Genomic DNA, 22,324 nt, shown 5'->3' with positions numbered 1-22,324 from the left:
TCATTTCTCTAAATGATTGGGTTGGAATATGAGTGGTTCTTTTGTCACATGGTTCAACACTTCGCAACCATTCTCAGTGACAATGACTAAATCTTCAATCCTTACGCCGATTTTTCCAGGGATATAAATACCTGGTTCAATTGAGAATACATTTCCGACTTTTACTTGGTCATGGTTATGTTGACTGACATCCCCAATTTCATGAACTTCACGACCAATCGAGTGGCCAAGACGGTGTGTAAAGTGAGGGCCATAACCTGCTTCTTCAATAATGTTACGAGCGGTTAAGTCTATTTCTGAAAATTTGACACCAGGTTTAATCATTGCAATAGCTGCTTCATTAGCTAAACGAACGGTATGATAGATTTTAAGCGATTCGTCATCTGGTTGACCGTAAAAGACGGTTCGCGTCATATCTGAGGCATAACCTTGATAAAAACTACCGATGTCTATGACGACACTCTCCCCTAAATCAGGTTGATCTTGATTGGTTTCATGATGAGGATCGGCACCATTAGCACCGTAAGCGATAATCGGTTCAAAAGAAAAACCTTCGCAGCCTAATGCCGAATATAAACCTGCTAGGTGTGCAACCATTTTATCTTCAGGTAGCCCTAAAGGAATTAACTTAAAAAGCTCTTCCATTGCTTGATCATTTTTTAAAGAAGCGACTCTCATTGCAGCTTGTTCATCATCAGTTTTAATTGAGCGTAACTGATCGATTAAATAACTGCCTTTAACGGGTTGGAAGTCAGGTACAATTTGCATTAAATCTAACAAGAAATGACTAGGCCAATTTTTATCAATCCCAGTTTTTCCAAGCTTAAGGCACTGTGCTATCTTTGAAAGAACAGGCTCTCCGTCCGAGTAATAGCTAACTTCAACCACCTCAAGTAATTCTTGAGTCTCAAAAGCTGGAAAGAGTTGGTTGAGATACAAGGTAAGGCGTCCATCTTGTTGAACGTCCAGTAAAAGTAAACGTTCCCCTGGAGACGTGTGGTAAGACACTAAATAGGCGATGCTCGTCGGATCGCTAATGAGTAAATTAGCGACATTTTCTTTATTCATTTCATTAAGTAGGGTTTTTATTCGATTAAGGTACATAATTTCGCTCCTTTGTGTTATTTTAATTATAAACGCTTTTATAACATATACCGTTATTATATGGTTAATACGTAAAAGTTAAAAGTATTGAATACAAATAAGGCTAAAGTCGCTTTTTCTTTTTTTATCTTATCTTATAATTGGAACAAATATGTATTACTTTCAAAAGGAGAATCGTATGTTTTCATTAACTTTAGAGCAAAAGCGACAAATTATTCGCATAACAACCATACTTGGAATAATCATCACGCTTATTGGCGCTTATTTTATTCTCCAATCAACGTATTTTAGACCAGGAGGCGGCTTTGGTGATTTGTTGATTAAGCTAGGCTTCTTTGGTCCAATCATTTTTATACTCGTTCAAATTTCGCAAATTATTTATCCGATTATTCCCTTTGGCTTAACAAATGTGATAGGTGATTTAATTTTCGGACATTGGTGGGGGTTTGTATTCAATTGTATTGGCATGTTGATTGGTTCGAGTATTAATTTCTACTTAGGCCGTCGATTCGGAGAAGGTTTCTTGTTAGCCTTTATTGATGACAAAACCTATCTACGCTACAAAGAAAGAATGGACCGCGGGAACGGCTTTAAGAAGCTGTTAATTGTAGGTTTTATCTTACCAATTTTTCCAGATGATATTTTCTGTATTATTTCTGGAATGTCTAAGATGTCATTTAAAGAATTTTTCAAACTGGTTCTATTTTACCGGCCGATTTCTTTATTTGTTTTCACTTTTATGTCTTCTAATATTATTAAATTTTTTGCTGACTTATTTTTTGGTTGGTAGTTCATATAGAAAGTATGATGTAAATGAAAAGAATAATTATCAGTATAGTTCGCTTTTATCAGAAGTTTATTTCACCAGCGTTTCCACCAAGTTGTCGTTATTATCCGACTTGTTCGAGTTATACCATTCAAGCAGTCGAGCGCCATGGTGCTTTAAAAGGGAGCCTAATGGGCTTTGTTCGAATTTTGAGATGTAATCCATTTTTTAAAGGGGGACGTGATCCCGTTCCTGATCATTTCACATTCAAACGTCAATATCCTTCAAAAAACGAAACGTGTGACCATACACACCATACGCATTAAAACCAAACACTTTAAATGGCTGACTCAAAGTCTATTAAAGTGTTTTTTTTATTTTATTGTAATGTTTGAAGGCTTTATCGGATGATTTGATACTGTTATAATAAAAGATGTTAGAAGAGAGACTCATCAAGAATATGTTATAATAAAACAGAGAAATGAAAATAAGGTGGTGATACTGTGATAGATTGGATAATTAACTTTTTTACGAATCGTCCATTATCTAGTATTCTAGATGTCCTATTGGTTTGGTACTTGATTTACCGTCTAATTATCTATGCACGCGGTACAAGGGCAATGAATTTGCTAAAAGGTGTAGCAATCATAATTGCGGCTAAATTCATCAGTTCGACGCTCGGTTTGCAAACCATTGATTGGTTGCTTGGTCAGATTATTTCTTGGGGAGTCGTTGCCTCAATTATTTTATTCCAGCCTGAGTTACGAAAAGCGCTTGAGAATTTAGGACGGAATCTCTTTAGAAACCGTCGCAATCAAAAGAATCCTAGTCAAAAATTAATTGATGATTTAGAAAATGCACTTTTATACATGTCAAAACGAAAAATTGGTGCGCTAATTTCAATTGAAGCTAACGATAAGCTAGAAGAGTATATTGAAACCGGAACGGTGATGCACTCTGAAATTAGTAATCAATTGCTGATTAATATATTTGTTCCTAACACTCCTTTGCATGACGGAGCGGTTATTATTTCAAACTATCGTATTGCTGCAGCATCTTGTTATCTTCCGCTTTCGGAAAGTAGTCTGATTCCAAAAGAATTAGGGACACGTCACCGTGCAGCGATTGGTTTGGGTGAAGTGACCGATGCTTTGACGTTAATAGTATCCGAAGAAACGGGAAGTATCAGTATGGTAAAACATGATCATCTGCACCGTGATTTGGATCAGAAGAACTTACGCTTTTTATTAGACCAAAATCTAATGGTTAGTGACGAAGATGATAGCGAACAAGATATTTTCGATGATATTCGTAATTTTTTTACCGCCAAATTTACTCAGAAAGGTGGTAAGTAATAATGAAACAATCAGTATTCGATAATATATGGTTTGTCAGAATTATTTCTTTTGTCTTTGCATTGTTCTTATACGCTTTCGTATCTTCTGAAAACAGCGATCAATTTCAAGCAATTAGCAATCAACAATTTGCTAGCATTGAAACAAGTGAAACCATTTCGAATGTGCCAGTCTATTTAGGAGATCACGATGAAGATGTCTTTGTCAGTGAATTGCCTGAGAGTGTGACGGTCAAATTGACAGGGCCGCGTAATATTATCGCTCAAGTCACGATTGAAGATTTCATCGTTCAAACTGAAGATCTGCGAGGGATATCAACCGGTCGTCAAACGATTCGTTTAATAGCGACAGGCCTACCAGAAGAAGTTGAGTATCAAATCACACCAGTTCGCCATGTGGTACAAATATCACGTCGAGAGACGATCACGGTTCCAGTTGATTATATTATCGCCGATAATTTGGTCGCTGAAGGTTATAAAATTGGAGAAGTTAACTTATCATTAGCAGAAGTTACGTTAACAGGTAAGGCTGAAACGATTGCGGAAATTGAACAAGTGGTGATTAAAATAAGCAGTGATAGCCCTCAAACAGAGAATTTTATACAGAAATATCGTCTTCAAATTTTAAACAGTGAAGGTCAATTACTAGATATCAATGCAAGTGCGACTGAAATTGATGCGGATGTAGAAGTACGCCCGATTGTCAAAGAAGTCAGCTTATCGATTATTCCAGTTGGTGAAAATCCTGAGAAGTATACGTATGCTTATAAATTTTCAGGGCCGGCAACAGTCAACTTACAAGCTAATCAATCGGTGCTCGATCAGATTAACGGTATTAATGTTTCGGTAGATGTGTCAGCATTGACAGAAACTGGGACCGTTACGGGTTACTTAGAGCTACCTGAAACGATTATCAGTAGTAGTATTGACCAAAGTGAAGTACTTGTGACCTTAACCCCACTAACGATAGAAGAATCTGTAGAGTCTGAAGAGACAGTTGAATCGACAAGTGAAGTTATCTCGGAAGAAAGCCCTGTCGAGTCTTCAACTCCGAACGAAACGACTTCGGAATCAACTGAAAGTAGTGCTTCACAATCTGAAACATCCGAATCATCCGAATAAAGCCGAGACAAGTCATTTACTTTATTCAATTAAAATGAAATTAATTTCAAGAAAGTTAGGAGAATTTATACAATGGGAAAATATTTTGGTACAGATGGTGTTAGAGGTGTTGCCAATGAGGAATTAACACCCGAATTAGCTTTTAAATTAGGACGCTTTGGGGGTTACATTCTGATGCAACATGCTCCAGAAATCGAACATCCACGTGTGTTAGTGGCTCGTGATACAAGAATATCTGGACAATTACTAGAAGCAGCTTTAATTTCTGGCTTACTATCCGTTGGGATTGAAGTAATGCAATTAGGCGTTGTGCCAACACCGGCTGTTTCTTATTTAACTCGTACGCAAAATGCGGTAGCGGGAGTGATGATTAGTGCATCACATAACCCAGCTCAAGATAATGGAATTAAATTCTTCGGAGCAGACGGCTTTAAATTATCTGATGACCAAGAATATGAAATCGAAGCCTTATTAGACTCACAAGCAGATGACTTACCACGCCCAAGTACAGAAGGTTTAGGAACAGTTGATGAATTCCCGGAAGGTACTATTAAATACGTTCAATTCTTACAAACGACAATCTCTAGTGATTTAGAAGGCATTTCAGTTTGTGTCGACGCAGCTAATGGTGCAACAGCACCATTAATTAACCAATTATTCGCTGATTTAGAAACTGATTTCTATACAATGGGTGACCGACCAAATGGTCTTAACATTAATGATGGTGTAGGATCAACACATCCAGAAGCCTTACAAGAATTCGTTAAAGAAAAAGGCGCACAAGTTGGTTTAGCCTTTGACGGAGACGGCGATCGATTAATTGCTGTTGATGAGAATGGCGAATTAGTTGATGGAGATAAAATTATGTTTATCTGTGGTAAACACTTGAAGAGCAAAGGTCGCTTAGCGGATAACACAATTGTATCAACTGTTATGAGTAACATTGGCTTCCATAAAGCAATCGAAGAAAATGGTATGGTGGCACTGAAAGCTCAAGTAGGTGACCGTTATGTTGTTGAAGAGATGCGTAAAGGTAAGTATACATTAGGTGGCGAGCAATCAGGTCATATTGTGTTTTTAAACCTAAATACGACCGGTGATGGCTTACTTTCAGCAGTTCAATTACTTTCTGTTATGAAAGAAACAGGCAAATCATTATCAGAACTTGCTGCGGAAGTGACTATTTTCCCTCAAAAACTGGTTAACATTCGCGTACGTGACAAACATACAGTGATGGACGAGCCAGAAGTAAAAGCAATCATTGAAGCGGTAGAAAGCGAAATGAATGGCGATGGGCGTATCTTAGTTCGACCAAGTGGAACTGAACCATTATTGCGTGTAATGGCAGAAGCGTCCACACATGAAAAAGTGAATACTTATGTCGACCAAATTGCAGATGTCATTCGTGAAGTTCGTGGAATTGAATAATAATTAACTTTAATGACTAAGTGATGCAGGTGTGTAAATACGCACTGGCATCACTTTTTTATAAGATTCAAAAGGAGAAACTTATGCAAGTAGATTTAACCTCGATGAGCAAAAGTGACCGAACACTTCATTGGTTTGAACAAGTTAATCACGTTCAATTTCAATGTATTCATTGCCAAGAAGCGTTGACATTAAATGAGAAGAGTTTGACTTGCCCAAATGGGCATCAATTTGACATGAGTAAACAGGGTTATTACTTTTTAGCTCATAAATCTATGTCTAATCGCTACGATCAAGCCCTCTTTTCTTCAAGACGTTTAATCATAACGCATAGCAACTTGTATCATCAATTACATCGACGCTTAATTGAATTGGTAAGCGATGATGCGTCAAGACCACTAGCTATACTGGATGCCGGAAGCGGAGAAGGCAGTCATTTACAACAATTAAAACAGCATTTACCAGTCGATTCTCAACTAATAGGCATCGACTTAGCCAAAGCAGGCATTCAATTGGCGAGTGATTATAACGGTCATATGCTCTCTTTAGTAGCAGATTTGACGCAATTACCATTTGCCAATCAACAGTTTGATGTGATTTTATCTATTCTTTCACCAGCAAACTATGAAGAATTCAATCGTGTCCTAAAACCCAACGGCCACTTGATCAAAATAGTGCCAAATGCAGGCTACTTGAAAGAAATTAGAAATAAGCTAGCTGAGTTCGGGCATTTAGAAGATGAATCTTATGATAATACTCTTATTGTCGAAACTTTCATGAAGCATTATGCCGATGCAAAAGTAGAACGGATTCAAGATACCGTTGATTTGACTAGCGAGCAAATGCAAGCACTAATTGAAATGACGCCTTTAACCTGGCGCTTAAGCGAAGAACAAAGAAAAGACTTACTAGATAGTCTAGGCCTTAAGATTACTTTAGATGTAACTGTGCTAATTCATCGAAAAAAATAAACCTTGTTAGAAGTAGAAAATTCTAGAATACTAGAATGATTGCTTCTATCAAGGTCTTTTTTATTATAGGATTTCAGTTGATTCGTTTTTATTTGCATAACGTTTACGATAGATAGAAGGAGTACAGTGATTGCTTTCTTTGAAAGTTTTTGAGAAATGTGAAGGGGAGTGGAAGCCCACCATGTCTGAAATTTTTGAAATCGTCACGTTTGAATGTGCAAGTAATTTTTCAGCTTCGGCAAGTCTAACATGAATAAGATAATCAATAGGTGATAAACCTGTCTGTTGTTTGAACAGTCTGATTAAATAGTACTTATTAATATTTACTAGCTCAGATAAATCATCAAGTGATAACTTTTGAGAATAGTTATCTCGAATATACTGTTGAATCGTTTCGATTTCACTGTGTTTAACTTGAACACTTGAGTCTTTAATCGATAATTCGTTATTCCTTAAGATATGTACCATCACACATTCAAGTAATTTCTTGAGAATAATCTCAGAACCACGGAAACGTTGGTCTTTTTCAATCAAAGCTAAATCTAAATATTGTTTGAGTGTTTGGCTTGTATCAGAGATAATAAACAGTTGGTTAGCTGAGTTGATTTCTAAAGAAGAAGTAAATAGAATGCCAGTCAATCTAATTTGAATCCACTCAATTTTACGAATAGGTTCGATTTCAATTGTCTGGTGCGGATTAAGAATGACCAAATCTCTTTTCTTAATTTCACCTTGGTGGCCATCGTGTTTATAGTTTAGTGCGCCTTTATGGATATACAATAGAATTAGTTGGTCATCTGATTGGATTGTCTGAGTTTCAGTAACGGCAGTTTTTTCTGATTCTATCGATTTCAATTTGATAGAGGCAGAGTTCACGTTTGAAATATACATTAATTTCCCTCCATTTCTTTAAAAAAATACTAGTTTTTATAATTATATGATACAACAATATAAGTTGAAAAGAAAGAAACAGCCATAAAAATAACAAATAAACAGGGGGTAAAATCATTAAATTTTGATTAAATTTATATTTTAATCAAATATTATACTGCCAATTAACTCGATTAACACAATCCTTCAGAACCATTAGAAAATTCACAAGCAGTAATGAATAAAAGCAACTCTGAAAATGTAAGCGATTTAAGTTGAGTTAAATAAAACAAAGATAAAAACTTAAAATAAATTAAAATTTAAGAACAAAAAATTAAAAAGAAAGGATTTAAAGGAGAGAAAACAATCGCAAAAACGCTATCATTGTATATAATAGAAAGAGAAAGGGTGATAATATGAATAATTTTGTTTACGATATACCGACAAAAGTGTTTTTTGGTGAAGGACAAATAAAGCAATTACCGATGCTAGTAAACCAATTTGGCAAGAAAGTACTCTTAGTTTATGGAGGAGGCAGTATTAAACGCAGTGGTCTGTATGATGAGATTCTTGAATTACTTCCGGAATGTGAAATATTTGAATTATCGGGCATCGAGCCTAATCCTCGGATTGAATCCATTCGTGAAGGTGGCGAGTTATGTAAGTTGCAGGAGATTGACCTTGTACTAGCTGTAGGTGGAGGGTCTGTTCTTGATGCTGCTAAATCAATTGCGGCAGCCGCTAAATATGAAGGCGATCCATGGGAGTTTGTATTAGATCGTCGCTTAATCACAGACGCCTTACCCTTAATTACCGTACTTACTTTATCAGCAACCGGCTCTGAGATGAATTTCCACGCAGTCATTACGAATTTCGAAACGAAAGAAAAGCTTGGAACAGGTAATTATCATACCTATCCCTACGCATCTATTTTAGACCCAACTTATACGTACTCGGTTCCGAGAAATCAAACAGCAGCAGGTACGGCTGATATTATGTCTCACACTTTTGAAAATTATTTCAGTTCAACTCAAGATGCTTACTTACAAGATCGTTTAGCAGAGGATATTCTGAAGTTATGTATTCATTATTTACCAATTGCCCTTGAGGAGCCAGAAAATTACGAAGCACGAGCCAATTTAATGTGGGCAGCGACGACTGCGCTTAATGGGATGATTTCAGTTGGTAAGGGTGGTGCATGGTCATGTCATCCGATGGAACATATTCTGTCAGCTTATTATGATATCACTCACGCAGTTGGTTTAGCGATTTTAACCCCACGTTGGATGGGATATGTATTGAATGATGACACCGTTGATCGTTTTGCAACCTATGCACACAATGTATGGCAAATTCCATTTATAGAAGACAAATTTGCAATGGCACGCGAAGCCATCGACAAAACGTATCAATTCTTTGCAGATAGTGGGTTACCTATGACTCTTCCAGAAGTTGGAATTGATGAAACGCACTTAGAAGAGATGGCTGAAAAAGTTGCACCACTTTTGACACAGTCTTATGTTCCCTTAAACGCTGGAGATGTTCTCGCTATTTATCAGGCTTGTCTAACACCAGGATTTACACTGTAAAAGAAACGTTTACCATTTAATCTTAAAGTTATAACTAGCCCTTAAAATTTAACCGTAAAAAAACGATTATGCTAGATTCAAGTACACATTCATTGGCCTTGAATAAAAGTATAATCGTTTTTGCGTTGTCTTAAATTATTATAATAACTTATCTGACTGAGAGGAATGTAGGATTGTTTTACTGTGCCCCATTAGTGTGTTTAGCAATAGATTGTCGGTACTGGGAGGGTGTAAGACCAGTGGCTATCTTAAACACCTGACTAAAATAAGCAGCGTTTTTAAAACCGCATTCTTCTGAAATTTGCTGAATCGATATACGTGAATGTTTTAAAAGCTGTTTAGCATGTTTGACACGTACTTGTGTCAAGTATTGAGTAGGAGTCAAACCAATTTGCTGTTTAAATCTCCGTGACAAATAATAAGAAGAAAGTTGACTTTTCTCTGATAATAAAAATAGGGGGATATCGTCGGGAAAATAATGGTCAATATAATTTTTACATAGTTGAATCGCCGGTTGTAATGACTCTACTTTAGTTAGTTCCACAGACTTTGATAAAGATGCCAAATGCCATATCAAAACATTGACAAATGATTGAAGTATCAAGTCTTTATTGACGTGCGAGTGTTTAAGTTCAGTAATCACTTGACGAATGGTTGCTAGTAATAGACCTTGTTGATCATAGAAAAAAGTCGTACCATTTAGAAGTTTGTCGTTTGGAAATCTTAATGGATAGTTTTGAATTTCAATGGATAGATATTCGCAATCTCCGAACGCTATCTTTTTGAGATTATGTTCAAGGTAGGGCGGAATGATGACCATTTGTTGGGCAAGTAACTGCTGACCTCCGTATTCTGTTGTTAGCGTGAGGTGTCCATTTAATAAATAAAGAAATTCGAACTGTAGATGATAGTGTAGATGTGTTTTAAAAGGCTGGTCAGAATTAGCGTATGTAAAACGAGTAGGTATTTGTGAGAGTTGGATTGGTTCATCAAGATTAGAAGGACGATAGTTAATAGGCAAGTCAACAACACCTCAATCATTAGGATTTTAATGTATAAAAAAAGCTTTGACAAAGTAAGTCGCAATGTCAAAGCCTTTAGATGCTATATAATTATTTGCTTAATAAACTTGCAGCTGCTTTATCAACGATGACGATGACATTGTCATGATTTTGTAAAGCACTTGCTGGTAAATCATTTGTCACTGGTCCTTCAACCATTCCTTTGACAGCTTCTGCTTTACCTTCACCAAAAGCTAATAAAAGAATTGTTTTAGACTCTAAGATAGAAGCAATTCCCATGCTATATGCCTTTGAAGGGACATCGTTTGCTGATTCGAAGAAACGTTTATTCGCTTCAATCGTTTCTGGTGCTAAGTCAACTAATTGAGTGCGTTCGTTAAAATCAGTCCCAGGTTCGTTGAAACCAATATGCCCGTTTCCACCAATTCCTAATAATTGTAAATCTATTGGATTGTCAGCAATAATTTGGTTATAACGCTCAACTTCATTGGCTGAATCAGTATTTTTTCCGTCTGGTAAATAATTAGCTCTGAAAGGTTTTTTGTTGAATAAATGTTCATTCATGAAATAGTTGTAGCTTTGCGGATGATCGCCAGCTAAACCATAATACTCGTCTAAGTTTATAGAGGCTGATTGTGTGAAATCAATATCTGATTGAACCATTATGTCATAAAGAGTTTCGGGAGTAGAGCCTGTTGCTAATCCGAATACCTTTGAACCATTGTTTAATGCTTCTTTAAAAACGTCGTATGCTTTTTGTGATGCTTCTTTTACAGTGTCAAATACTAATACTTGCATTGAATAACCTCCGTTAAAATAGTTTATAGTTTATTTTATCACAAGCATAACGTTATTCCAATAAAGCGTTCAATTAAATACTAAGATTTTTCATTACAATTGTATTATAATTAAGTTAAACGGTGTGTCTAAAACCAAAAAGAGATTGAGGGGAATTAGAATGGTAAAACATATTGTAGCTAAAGAAATCATATTGCCAAATGAAGTCGTGAAAAATGCCTATTTGACAATCGATCAAGGGAAATTTGTAGGAGTTTCGACGGATAAACCATCAAAAGGAGAAGTTATTGATTACAGTGAAGCAATCGTTGCACCTGGCTTGGTCGACACGCATATCCATGGGTACAAAGGGTTTGATGTCATGGATAATGATCTAGAAGGATTGAAGATCATGTCAGAGGGATTATTATCTTGTGGCGTAACTTCATGGTTACCGACGACTTTAACCGCTTCTACTGAGGCGTTAGACGCTGTGTGTCAAACAATAGGAACTCATTATCAGGAAATGACTGGGGCAAAGATACGAGGTGTTTTTTTAGAAGGTCCCTTCTTTACTGAAAAATATAAAGGTGCCCAAAATCCTAAATATATGGGTGACCCTTCAATTGAAAAATTAAATAAATGGAATCAACTTTCTGATAATTTAGTAAATAAAATTGCGATCGCACCAGAAAGAAAAGGGGTATCATCTTTCATTCGCTTCGCTAGCGAAAATGGAATCAAAACGGCATTAGCGCATAGTGATGCGAGTTTTGAAGAAGCAGAAGCTGCAGTAGAAGCCGGAGCTAATATTTTTATCCATACTTATAATGGAATGAGTGGCTTACACCATAGAAATCCGGGAATGGTTGGGGCGGCATTAGCTTTGGATAATGTCTATGCGGAAGTCATCTGTGATGGATACCATGTACATCCAGCCGCTGCAAAAGTTGTTAAAAAAGCTAGAGGTGCAGAAGAAATGGTCTTAGTTACTGACTGTATGCGTGCTGGTGGGCAAGGAGAAGGCCACTCAACTTTAGGCGAATTTGATGTCGTTGTAAAAGATGGTCAAGCCCGTCTAGCGGATTCCGGCAACTTAGCAGGTTCTATTCTAGAGTTAAAAGACTCGGTAAAAAATGTTGTCAAATGGGGAATAGCAACTCCGGAAGAAGCCATTAGGATGGCTAGCTTGGCGCCTGCGAAATCTGTTGAGATTGATCATCTTTGCGGACAAATTGCTCCAGGTTTAGAAGCAGATTTTATCGTATTAAATGACGAGTTAGAATTGTTAGCGACTTATTTAGATGGAGAAAAGAGATATCAAGCGAATTAAGTGAATACTGAGCAAATTAAGTAAATGACAGAATGTAGTTGAATGATTATGCTTGTGCTACAAATTGATTACAAACGCTATTGTGGGGCGATGTTATGATAGACTAAGTCATAATAGGAGATATCAAGGAGGGGAATTTGTGCATAAAATTAAGCGTTTTTTATTAAGCTGTATGGCTGTTGGGCTAATTTTTAGTCAGTTCAATTTACCCATTGGCCATGCGATGAGGGCAATCAATGCTCAAACAGAAGCTAACACAAGTCAAATGAATACTCCAGAAAACTCTGAATCTTACGAAGTGTCAGATTCTAGTAGTGATACCCCACCAGAACCACCAAAAGATTTCGATCCACCAGTTGATTCGAGTGCTGTTACACCTTCAGACTCACCAGAAGAAACTTCAGCAGATGAAACGAATTCAAGTGAATCATTAATCGAAAGTAGTGAATCAAGTTCAGATGAAACTTCAAACGAGAGTGAATCAAGCGAAAGTAATAGTGAAAGTAATAGTGAAAGCACCAGCCAGACAAGTAGTCAGGAAGAATCGAAGGATTCTACACCAGATGAAACACCCGTTCAGAATATTTTGCCAGGTAGTTTAATGATTAAACCAATGAACATGTTAGAACCAGTCAATGTTCCTACAACAGTTCGTCGAATTATCAATTATTATGGCAATGTGACTAAGAAATTATTTAGAGTCATGGTTCCTTTGGGGCAGTTACTCATTTTTCCTTATGAAGGGCAAGTAGTATCAGATTTTAATCTGACATTAGTAGACTATTTTGAAGATATATTAAAAACTATTACAAATTAATGCCTATCAAGGCAATAGAAAACAATCGGCTAAGGCACTGACTATTCATTGCTGTGATCGATTGTTTTTTTAATCAGCCAAGAAGCTGAATATGTTACAATGGTACTAGTCAAAATTTACTAAATAGGATCTAGGAGCTATAAGAACATGATAAAAGCGATTATATTCGATAAAGATGGCACGATTATAGATTTAGGCAATACTTGGGATGAACCTACCATTCATGCGATGGACGTTATGATGCAGTTAACGAATTTATCCCCAGAAGAACGAACGGCATTTAAAAGAAAAATGGGTGTTGAGGCAACAGAGATTGTACCAAATTCGATGGTTGCAGCAGGAAGTATTCATGAACAATCTGTTTTCCTATCAGAAGTTGTTCCTTTACCTATATCAGAAATTGAATTGAAATTAGAGCAATTATATTATGATTATATTTCTGCTTCTGAAGTATCACTTAATGTTGTGAACCATGTTGAAACCACTCTAAGTGAATTAAAAGAAACATATTTTCTAGGTCTGGTTACAAATGATAACCGCCGAATTACAGAAGCCACCTTAACTAAAACGGGACTAAACAAGTATTTCGATTATGTTGCGAGTGCGAATGACTTTAAACCCAAACCAGATCCTTCTGCGTTATATGATTTGAAAGAAAAGCATGGAATCGACTTGGATGAGATGGTTTATGTAGGTGACTCGAGTGTTGATATGGAATACGGTAAGCTAACGAGAGCAGCTATCGGTTTAGCGTTAGAACCTAGTCATCTTGAGCATTTAACAGCAGCCGATTATGTAATCGAGTCATTTAAAGAAATCCCAGCGTTAATTGAAAAAATAAACACCGAAATGGAAGGATGAACGATATGATTAACTATTTCAAACGATTATCAATTGCTTTACTGATTAGTATGAGTGTGCAGCCTGCAACTTTAATTCAAGCTCAAGATGATGAGCGAGTAAACATTTCACCTATCGAACAAATCGAAGAGGCTATTCCAACTGAAGAATCCGAAGAACCAGAAGCTTCACAAGAAGAGGAAAGTTTACCTGAAAATGAGACACCCGTGACTGAGGATACCGAGCTTTTCTCTGAAGTAACCTCTGAAGAATCAGCTGTCGATTTAACAAACGAGATTGATCCTGCCACACCAAGTTCTTTAGTTGAGGCGATTCTGGCTCAGCAAGGGCATACTACCTCTGATGTGACATTTTTTGAAAATGTGTCAGAAGATGTTTTCAATGAATCATCCAGAGCTTATATACGAGATGAGGATATTTATTATTTGATTTTACTAGACGGTTTAACTTTACCAGAAATGTTCATGCTGTCAGTTGAAGAGGGGCAAGTCGCTCGTTCATTTACGTCTATTGACGATTTAATGAGTTTAGCTGCGGAAGCTTTAAATACGAATCCTGATGCTCATGTTGGAACAATTATCGAAGATTTCTATCAAATAAGTCAAGAGAATATGGATGAATTTATGGGGAAATTTGTTGAGGAAACAAACTCACCAACGCATTACCAGGACGTGCTTGATGAAACAATCGCTTTGGATAATTTCTTACTGACTGTAATGTCTGAATGGCTTCAAAATGAAGCCGTTATAGGAACAGGTGTAGCTGTTGATGACGGGCAAGTATTCGGCTTAGACGCAACAACTGAACCAGTGTTTAGAGAAATCATTACTAAACATGCTCCAGACTATCCTGAATTGGAGTCCCTATTATCTCAATTTCCTACTGGTTTTCAAGGGAACATTGCCCTTAACTTTGAATTAGGAGAATTAGGTTTAGGTCTGGTTGGAGAAGGCGGAGGTATTCAATACTTCATTCGATTAGAAGAATTTGAAGTGCCTCTGCCTACAGAAGATCAATTGTTCACTGCAGACGAATTTATTGAAAGAGTAGGATTTGATGTGATTTCTGAGTACAGAACGATTCGTACTGAAGCTCAAGAGACAGCGGAGTAGTTTAAAGATAAGTGAGGCATAGACTATGTTTGGTAACGAAGGTGTTCCTTTAACAGCGACTTGGAAAGATCGTGTCAAAGGGAGTTGGTGGAAAGCTCCATTGATTATTCTAGGGTATTTTTATGTTCGTCTGTTACTTGAATTAGAAGTTGTTCATCGCGGATTAGACGCGATGGACTCTTCTGTTTCAATGGACTCGTTGACGACTGTTGGTGACTTGATGAGCATCATGGCTGAAGCAGAACTGTTCTATCATTTACAAGCAATAGTAACAGTGATTGCTGTTCTCTTAATTGTCAAACTATTTAAAATGAAATTATTTTCTTTTCACTCGTTAACTTGGCGAGGCTTGTTAGTTACATTTTTATTGTTCATTCTATTTATGATTATTCAAATGCTCTTTGGCTTAGGAATTGACCGTTTAGTTCCTGATTATACTCAAGCAGATAACCAAGAAGCTGTCATAAAAATGGTTGAAAAAATGCATCCTTTGGCGATGTTTTTTAATATCGTGATTTTAACTCCGATTATTGAAGAGATTGTTTGTCGTGGTTTAGTAATGAAATATACGTTTTCTTTGTTGCCTGTGATAGGTGCTTTAGTTTCAATGGTTTTCTTTACATTGCTACATGGGCCTTCGAACTGGATAGATTTCGTAGTATATTTCATCCTATCAGCAGGGATTACTCTAGTTTACTGGAAGTCTCGTCGCTTGGAATATGCTATAGTGTTCCATGTGTTTCAAAATTTCCTTGGCTTTTTATCTATTTACTTGGTACAATAGATGTTAATGGCATAGGGATTAGAATGAATATATATAATATATATGATATAAAAATAAAAAAAGGAGGCTCATCATGGCTGATTATGAGTGTCTTAACGATCATGAGATCGAACAAGAGATGGATAAAGTAAATGAAATTTTAAGTTCTGCCAACTTGGAGCGTAAGGCAACCGTTTTTAAGGTGTTAGGTGATTTGAATCGTGTGAAAATTGTCGAAGTTTTAATGAACTATGACCGTTTATGTGTCTATGAAATTTCTCGTTTTATAGATGCTTCAGTAGCAACAACGTCTCACCACTTAATTACACTAAGAAAAAACAGTATTATTAAGTCAGAAAAAGAAGGCAAACGTGTGATTTATTCACTAGAAGACAATGAAATTTCAGACTTAGTTAATACAGCAAGTCATTTAAACATCGAATGTCGTACAGTAAGACAGAAGAGAATGCTAGCACAAGAGTCTAAGATTGTCTATAACTAAACTCATTTAAAGTAAATAAGTAAATGAACGAGCTGATGAGCAAAGGAAATAAACCCTAGCAGTCAGCTTATTTTTGTGTCGATAATCCTTTTATTAAAATGTAAACGAATACATCTATTTTTAAGTAACCTCTGTTATAATGAATATGAAATTAACACATTAAAGAAGGGTGATATAGTTGGATATGATAGAGAAAAGTTTAGCTTTGCATCAAGAAAAGAAAGGCAAAATTTCAGTTGAGAGTAAAGTAGCGATCAATACACGTGAGGATTTAGCGTTAGCTTATACACCTGGAGTTGCGGAACCATGCAAAAAAATTGCAGAAAATAAAGAAGATGCTTATAAATACACAGCCAAAGGTAATCTTGTTGCGGTTATTACGGACGGTACTGCAGTTCTTGGCTTAGGTGATATTGGTCCTGAAGCAGCCATGCCAGTAATGGAAGGTAAAGCGATTCTTTTGAAAGAATTTGCAGGAATAGATGGCTTTCCGATTTGTTTAGATACGAAAGAAACAGAAGAAATTATTCAAACCATTATTAATATTGCCCCTACATTTGGCGGTATTAATTTAGAAGATATTTCTTCTCCACGATGTTTTGAAATTGAAAAAAGGTTAGATAGCTTATTACCAATACCTGTTTTTCATGATGACCAACATGGAACTGCGATTGTTGTTACAGCAGGTATTCTAAACAGTTTACGGTTAGTTCATAAACAATTAAATGAAATCAAAGTAGTTTTAAACGGACCGGGAGCAGCTGGGACAGCGATAGTTAATATGTTATTAGATTTAGGCGTTGAACATGTTATTGTGTGTGATGAACATGGAATTTTAAGTTTAGATAGAAAAGCGCCACTAATCGATCACAAACGTGATTTAGCTAGCAGAACGAATCCAAATCAAACGGTAGGCGATTTAACTGAAGCCTTAAAAGGGGCGGATGTTTTAATCGGAGTATCAATTGGTGGAATCGTTACACAGAAGATGGTAAAAGCAATGAATCGCGATGCGATTATCTTTGCAATGGCTAATCCAGTACCGGAGATTTTATATCATGAAGCAAAAGAGGCTGGGGCAAAAGTTGTTGGAACTGGACGTTCAGATTTTCCAAACCAGATTAATAATGTGTTAGCTTTTCCAGGTATTTTTAAAGGAAGCTTATCTGTTAGGGCGACAACAATTAATCCAGAGATGAAATTTGCGGCAGCCAAAGCCATCGCAGATATGGTGACTGATGAGGAATTATCCGAAGAATACGTTATTCCTGACGCTTTAAATAAAAGCGTAGCCAATCAAGTGGCTAAGTATGTCGCTCAAGCAGCAATCGACACTGGAGTTGCCACTAAAGCCAGCGAAGGAGCTTTTCATGGATAGAATAGAAATGGATTCCTTAGGTGAAGTCAGAGTAGCTAAAGAGGCTAAATGGGGCGCTCAAACGCAAAGGAGTTTAGAAAATTTTAAAATTGGTGATGAAAAAATGCCATTACCAGTTATTAAAGCTTTAATTCAAATTAAGCAAGCTTGCGCGGTAGTGAATCAAAAAGAAGGGAAGCTTTCGAAAGATATCAGTGAAAGTATTCAAGAGGTCTGTCAAAACTTACAAGAAACTTCTGAAATGACCACGGAGAATTTTCCCCTGTCAGTATGGCAAACGGGGAGTGGGACGCAAACGAATATGAATGTTAATGAAGTTATCGCTCATTTAACGTCTAAAGAATTAGCCATTCATCCGAATGATCATGTTAATCTTTCGCAAAGTTCGAATGATGTATTTCCTACTGCCATGCATATGGCAGCATACTCTCAGGTGACAAAAAGACTATTGCCAGAATTAGAAGCATGGATAAGTGAGTTAGATATCTGGATGCGACGGACGATCGATAAAATTAAGTTAGGTCGCACTCACTTACAAGATGCTACACCGATTACGTTTGGACAAGAAGTGAGTGGTTGGAAAGGAATGATAGAGGGTAGCCTTGATATGATTCGCTCAAATAATGAACGTTTATTAAAACTGGCAATTGGAGGGACAGCCGTTGGAACAGGACTGAATGCCTCGGCTAATTTCGGAGAGAGCGTTTCGATGGAATTGGCTAGTATGACGGGTTATCCATTCGTTAGCGAGCCTAATAAATTTCTAGCTTTAACGAGTCATCAGCCACTGTCAGTAGTCCATGGCACTTTGCGAGCATTATCTGCTGATTTAATGAAGATTGCTAATGACATCCGTTGGTTAGCGAGCGGCCCTCGAGGTGGATTGGGTGAACTTACCTTACCGACTAATGAACCAGGAAGTTCGATTATGCCAGGGAAGGTTAATCCAACTCAAGCCGAAGCTTTAACGATGGTTGTCACTCAAGTCATGGGTAATGATGTGACTATTCAAATGGCTGCAAGCCAAGGGAATTTTGAGTTGAATGTTTATAAACCTGTGATTATCTATAATTTTTTACAATCTGTCACACTGTTGTCAGACGCGATGCAATCATTTAGAGAAAAATGTTTAGTAGGTATCCAGGTCAATGACGACCAAATGACTGACTGGGTAAACTCTTCATTAATGCTGGTCACGAACTTAACGCCATATATCGGTTACGAGAAGGCTGCTAAAATTGCTCAATATGCGTTTATTAATGAACTGACATTAAAAGAAGCGGCTATGGCACTAGAATATGCAAATGCAGCTGATTTAGATAATTGGCTAGATGTGGATAAAATGATCTGATGTATCGATTATTTTTATAAAGAGACAATTCAACGATCTAAGAGAGGGCATCAAAACTCTCAAAGCTATCCCATTTTCTAAGTTGGTATCGTTCTAATAGATATTCGACTGGATATTCGTTAATATTAAACAGACAAGTAAAGGGGGAATTTCGATGTCAAAAGATGAGATTAAGCAAGAAGAAGTAAACGTTGATAAAATCAAAATAGAACAATTTGATTATAATATCAACCCTTATCAAGCAGTAACAACTGAAATTGATGAACATAACGAGCAACATGTTGTATTAACAAACATTAGTAAACCTAGGCGTAAACAAGTACCTGAGTATACATCGCAGTTAAGAGGGCGAATTGTAGAAGTCCCTAAAGAAATCTACGAGGCGTCAGGTATTATGATTTTTGGAAGCCGGATTAAATCTTTATTATTTACAACGGATGTTGCAGTGATTCGTAATAGTAATGCTCAATCAGTTATGGCGGTTTATCCTTTTACGCCACAAGGCACCATTACGCAAGCAGTGATTAATTCATCATCAGTTCCGGTATTTGCAGGCGTTGGTGGAGGAACAACAACTGGTCAGCGAAGTGTTCAGCTAGCCTTCCAAGCAGAAATTATGGGGGCTTATGGTGTAGTCGTCAATTCACCAATGAAAAGCGAAGTGATAGAAGAAATTAATAAAACGATTGATATTCCTTTGATTGCCACCATTTCTAGTTTCCATGATGATTTCATGTCCAAATTAAAAGCGGGAGCAGATATATTAAATATATCAGGTGGCGCAGAGACAGTTGCTTTAGTGAAACATATCCGCGATACAGTTGGACCTGAGGTTCCAATCATCGCAACAGGGGGACCATCAGGAGAAGATATCACAGCAACGATTGAAGCCGGAGCAAATGCTATTACTTACACGCCACCAACTTCTGCTGAAATATTTGCTGAAGTAATGAAAAAATATCGACACGAACTAGATGAGACATCTGAAGCTGAATTCTAAAAACTAAACTAAACGCCATCTTTTGGAATTTGTCGAAAGGTATGGCAAATGTCAAAAAATGATTAACTTAATGGATTGAACATGTTATAATGATGTGGAAAGATAGAAGGGGGAAAATTATGTTTAACGAAAAAGATATCATTGCTGTTAACACTTTACGTGCGTTGAGTGTTGACCAAGTAGAACAAGCTAACTCAGGACACCCAGGTTTACCGATGGGTGCAGCACCAATGGCATATGCATTGTGGGCAGGACATTTAAATATTAACCCTAAACAGTCGAAGTGGATTAACCGCGACCGTTTTGTATTATCTGCAGGACACGGTTCTGCTTTACTGTATAGCTTGTTACATACAGCAGGATTTAACCTATCAATCGAAGACCTAAAGAATTTCCGTCAATTGAATAGTGCGACACCAGGACATCCTGAAGTGACACATACAGATGGTGTTGAAGCAACAACTGGTCCTTTAGGACAAGGGATCGCTCAAGCTGTAGGTATGGCAATGGCAGAAACTCATTCTGCTGCTTTATATAACACACCAGAACATGAAATTATTGATCACTATACATACGCTTTAGTAGGTGACGGAGATTTAATGGAAGGTATTTCATATGAAGCTGTTTCATTTGCTGGTAAACAAAAATTAGGTAAACTAGTTGTTTTATATGATTCAAACGACATCTCATTAGATGGCGATTTAGATCAAGCTTTCGTTGAAGACGTTAAAGGTCGTTTCGAAGCACAAGGCTGGCATTATTTACGCGTTGAAGATGGAAATAACTTAAATGAAATTTCTGACGCAATCGAAGCAGCCAAAGCTCATGCTGAACAACCAACACTAATTGAAATTAAGACAGTTATTGGCTACGGTTCACCGCAACAGGGAACGGCGAATGTTCACGGAAACCCATTAGGAGCTGACAACTGGACAGTTACTAAAGGTGTTTACGGTTGGGAACATGAAGCATTCTCTGTTCCAACAGAAGCCGCTGAATTATTCTCAGAAAAAGTAACTCAACGAGGCCAACAAGCACATGCTGAGTGGGAAAAAGCATTTGATGCTTACGCTGCAGCTGAGCCAGAAAAAGCAGACGCTTTAAAATTTGCTTTCTCAGGTCAATTACCCGCTGATTACGATGAATTATTAACATTTGCTGATGTAGATACAAAGGCAGATGCGACTCGTAACTCAAGTAGTAAAGCAATCCAAGCCATCGCAGAAAAAGTTCCATTCTTCTGGGGCGGATCAGCTGACTTATCTGGATCAAACAAAACGATGAACAACTCATCAGAAGACTTCATGCCTGAATCGCGCGATGGCCGTAACATTTGGTTCGGTGTTCGTGAATTTGCAATGGCAGCAATGATGAACGGTGCAACTTTACATGGTGGTAACAGAATTTACGGAGGGACTTTCTTCGTCTTTACTGACTACTTGAAAGCAGCTGTGCGTTTGTCAGCAATTTCTGAATTACCAGTTACTTATGTAATGACTCACGATTCAATCGCTGTTGGAGAAGATGGACCGACCCATGAACCTATCGAGCAATTAGCCGCTTTCCGCGCGATGCCTAACTTAAATGTTTTGCGTCCAGCAGATGTGAATGAAACATTCGTCTCTTGGAAAATTGCATTAGAGTCTCAAACTCGTCCAACAATGTTAGTTTTAACTCGTCAAAACGTACCTGTTTTGCCAAACTCTAATAAACTTGCTGAAGAAGGCGTACGTAAAGGTGGGTATGTGATTTCACCATCTGAAGCTGAGACACCAGAAGGTATCTTAATTGCAGCAGGATCTGAGGTTTCATTAGCAGTTGAAACACAAGCTAAATTAAAAGAACAAGGAATCGATGTATCAGTAGTTTCAATGCCTGCAACGAACTTGTTCGATGAGCAATCTGCAGAATACAAAGAATCTGTTCTTCCAAACGCAGTTCGTAACCGTTTATCAGTAGAAATGGGATCAACTTTTGGTTGGGCTAAATATGTAGGGCTTGATGGAGTAACTTACGGAATTGATACATTCGGTAAATCTGCACCTGAAAAAGACGTTCTACCAGATTTTGGTTTCACAGCAGAAAACATCACAAAAGTTTATACAGATGCATTTAAAAAATAATTAGTACAATGAGTTTAAGCTACTAGTGACCTATGGTTGCTAGTAGCTTTTTTGACTCTACTTTAGATGAACGATCAGTCC

Annotated in this window: 21 protein-coding genes; 17 read left to right on the top strand and 4 right to left on the bottom strand. The window is 37.2% G+C overall.

The features are described 5' to 3' along the window. Positions 1–1,104 carry a M24 family metallopeptidase gene (locus tag ACTQ5J_RS11565; RefSeq protein ID WP_441753132.1) on the bottom strand — a complete coding sequence of 368 codons (1,104 nt, stop codon included), beginning with the start codon at positions 1,102–1,104 and terminating at the stop codon, positions 1–3. Between the two features lie 178 nt (positions 1,105–1,282). Between ACTQ5J_RS11565 and ACTQ5J_RS11560 the strand changes: the two genes are divergently transcribed. The 6 genes from ACTQ5J_RS11560 (at position 1,283) to ACTQ5J_RS11535 (ending at position 6,745) form a co-directional block, all read left to right on the top strand. After that, entirely contained in the window at positions 1,283–1,894 is a 612-nt protein-coding gene (locus tag ACTQ5J_RS11560) for a TVP38/TMEM64 family protein (protein ID WP_441753131.1), read from the top strand. Positions 1,895–1,917: 23 nt separating this feature from the next. Further along, a complete protein-coding gene (gene yidD, locus ACTQ5J_RS11555; RefSeq protein ID WP_441753129.1) occupies positions 1,918–2,196 on the top strand; it encodes a membrane protein insertion efficiency factor YidD in 279 nt (92 codons plus the stop codon). A 180-nt stretch (positions 2,197–2,376) separates the two neighbouring features. After that, positions 2,377–3,225, top strand: coding sequence for a diadenylate cyclase CdaA (gene cdaA, locus ACTQ5J_RS11550; protein WP_441753178.1), 849 nt, complete (start codon positions 2,377–2,379; stop codon positions 3,223–3,225). A 2-nt stretch (positions 3,226–3,227) separates the two neighbouring features. Beyond that, entirely contained in the window at positions 3,228–4,346 is a 1,119-nt protein-coding gene (locus ACTQ5J_RS11545; protein WP_441753127.1) for a CdaR family protein, read from the top strand. A 72-nt stretch (positions 4,347–4,418) separates the two neighbouring features. Further along, a complete protein-coding gene (gene glmM, locus ACTQ5J_RS11540; protein WP_441753125.1) occupies positions 4,419–5,774 on the top strand; it encodes a phosphoglucosamine mutase in 1,356 nt (451 codons plus the stop codon). An 83-nt stretch (positions 5,775–5,857) separates the two neighbouring features. Then, positions 5,858–6,745, top strand: coding sequence for a methyltransferase domain-containing protein (locus tag ACTQ5J_RS11535; protein WP_441753123.1), 888 nt, complete (start codon positions 5,858–5,860; stop codon positions 6,743–6,745). Between the two features lie 63 nt (positions 6,746–6,808). Here ACTQ5J_RS11535 and ACTQ5J_RS11530 read toward each other — a convergent pair whose 3' ends face one another. Continuing rightward, entirely contained in the window at positions 6,809–7,636 is an 828-nt protein-coding gene (locus ACTQ5J_RS11530; protein WP_441753121.1) for an AraC family transcriptional regulator, read from the bottom strand. A 395-nt stretch (positions 7,637–8,031) separates the two neighbouring features. On the opposite strand from ACTQ5J_RS11530, the gene ACTQ5J_RS11525 reads away from it, so the two are divergent. Further along, entirely contained in the window at positions 8,032–9,204 is a 1,173-nt protein-coding gene (locus tag ACTQ5J_RS11525; protein ID WP_441753120.1) for an iron-containing alcohol dehydrogenase, read from the top strand. A gap of 178 nt (positions 9,205–9,382) precedes the next feature. Here the strand turns inward: ACTQ5J_RS11525 and ACTQ5J_RS11520 are convergent, their stop codons facing one another. Together ACTQ5J_RS11520 and ACTQ5J_RS11515 are read right to left on the bottom strand one after the other, a co-directional pair. Further along, positions 9,383–10,225: an AraC family transcriptional regulator gene (locus tag ACTQ5J_RS11520; RefSeq protein ID WP_441753119.1), complete on the bottom strand. Its 843-nt coding sequence runs from the start codon at positions 10,223–10,225 to the stop codon at positions 9,383–9,385. Between the two features lie 91 nt (positions 10,226–10,316). Beyond that, positions 10,317–11,024, bottom strand: a complete 708-nt coding sequence (locus tag ACTQ5J_RS11515; protein ID WP_441753117.1) for a glucosamine-6-phosphate deaminase — start codon at positions 11,022–11,024, stop codon at positions 10,317–10,319. Positions 11,025–11,184: 160 nt separating this feature from the next. Between ACTQ5J_RS11515 and nagA the strand changes: the two genes are divergently transcribed. The 10 genes from nagA (at position 11,185) to tkt (ending at position 22,243) form a co-directional block, all read left to right on the top strand. Continuing rightward, a complete protein-coding gene (nagA, locus tag ACTQ5J_RS11510; protein ID WP_441753115.1) occupies positions 11,185–12,336 on the top strand; it encodes an N-acetylglucosamine-6-phosphate deacetylase in 1,152 nt (383 codons plus the stop codon). Positions 12,337–12,475: 139 nt separating this feature from the next. Continuing rightward, positions 12,476–13,153 carry a hypothetical protein gene (locus tag ACTQ5J_RS11505; RefSeq protein ID WP_441753114.1) on the top strand — a complete coding sequence of 226 codons (678 nt, stop codon included), beginning with the start codon at positions 12,476–12,478 and terminating at the stop codon, positions 13,151–13,153. 147 nt (positions 13,154–13,300) lie between these two features. Further along, positions 13,301–14,014 carry an HAD family hydrolase gene (locus ACTQ5J_RS11500; RefSeq protein ID WP_441753112.1) on the top strand — a complete coding sequence of 238 codons (714 nt, stop codon included), beginning with the start codon at positions 13,301–13,303 and terminating at the stop codon, positions 14,012–14,014. 5 nt (positions 14,015–14,019) lie between these two features. Next, a complete protein-coding gene (locus ACTQ5J_RS11495) occupies positions 14,020–15,126 on the top strand; it encodes a hypothetical protein (protein ID WP_441753110.1) in 1,107 nt (368 codons plus the stop codon). Between the two features lie 25 nt (positions 15,127–15,151). Beyond that, on the top strand, positions 15,152–15,910 hold the full coding sequence (locus ACTQ5J_RS11490) for a CPBP family intramembrane glutamic endopeptidase (RefSeq protein WP_441753108.1): 759 nt from the start codon (positions 15,152–15,154) through the stop codon (positions 15,908–15,910). Positions 15,911–15,983: 73 nt separating this feature from the next. Continuing rightward, positions 15,984–16,391 (top strand): ArsR/SmtB family transcription factor, encoded by a 408-nt coding sequence (locus tag ACTQ5J_RS11485; RefSeq protein ID WP_441753107.1) that lies wholly within the window; start codon positions 15,984–15,986, stop codon positions 16,389–16,391. Positions 16,392–16,569: 178 nt separating this feature from the next. Continuing rightward, on the top strand, positions 16,570–17,769 hold the full coding sequence (locus tag ACTQ5J_RS11480) for an NAD(P)-dependent malic enzyme (RefSeq protein WP_441753105.1): 1,200 nt from the start codon (positions 16,570–16,572) through the stop codon (positions 17,767–17,769). Then, positions 17,762–19,120, top strand: a complete 1,359-nt coding sequence (locus ACTQ5J_RS11475) for a class II fumarate hydratase (RefSeq protein WP_441753104.1) — start codon at positions 17,762–17,764, stop codon at positions 19,118–19,120. Before ACTQ5J_RS11480 ends, ACTQ5J_RS11475 begins: the two co-directional genes overlap by 8 nt. A 154-nt stretch (positions 19,121–19,274) precedes the next feature. After that, positions 19,275–20,120 (top strand): hydrolase, encoded by an 846-nt coding sequence (locus ACTQ5J_RS11470; protein ID WP_441753102.1) that lies wholly within the window; start codon positions 19,275–19,277, stop codon positions 20,118–20,120. A gap of 119 nt (positions 20,121–20,239) precedes the next feature. After that, positions 20,240–22,243, top strand: coding sequence for a transketolase (gene tkt / locus ACTQ5J_RS11465; protein ID WP_441753101.1), 2,004 nt, complete (start codon positions 20,240–20,242; stop codon positions 22,241–22,243). Positions 22,244–22,324: the final 81 nt, after the last annotated feature.

Source organism: Fundicoccus sp. Sow4_F4, assembly GCF_052116145.1.
Classification (GTDB): domain Bacteria; phylum Bacillota; class Bacilli; order Lactobacillales; family Aerococcaceae; genus Fundicoccus.
This window is presented reverse-complemented; position numbering and strand designations above follow the sequence as displayed.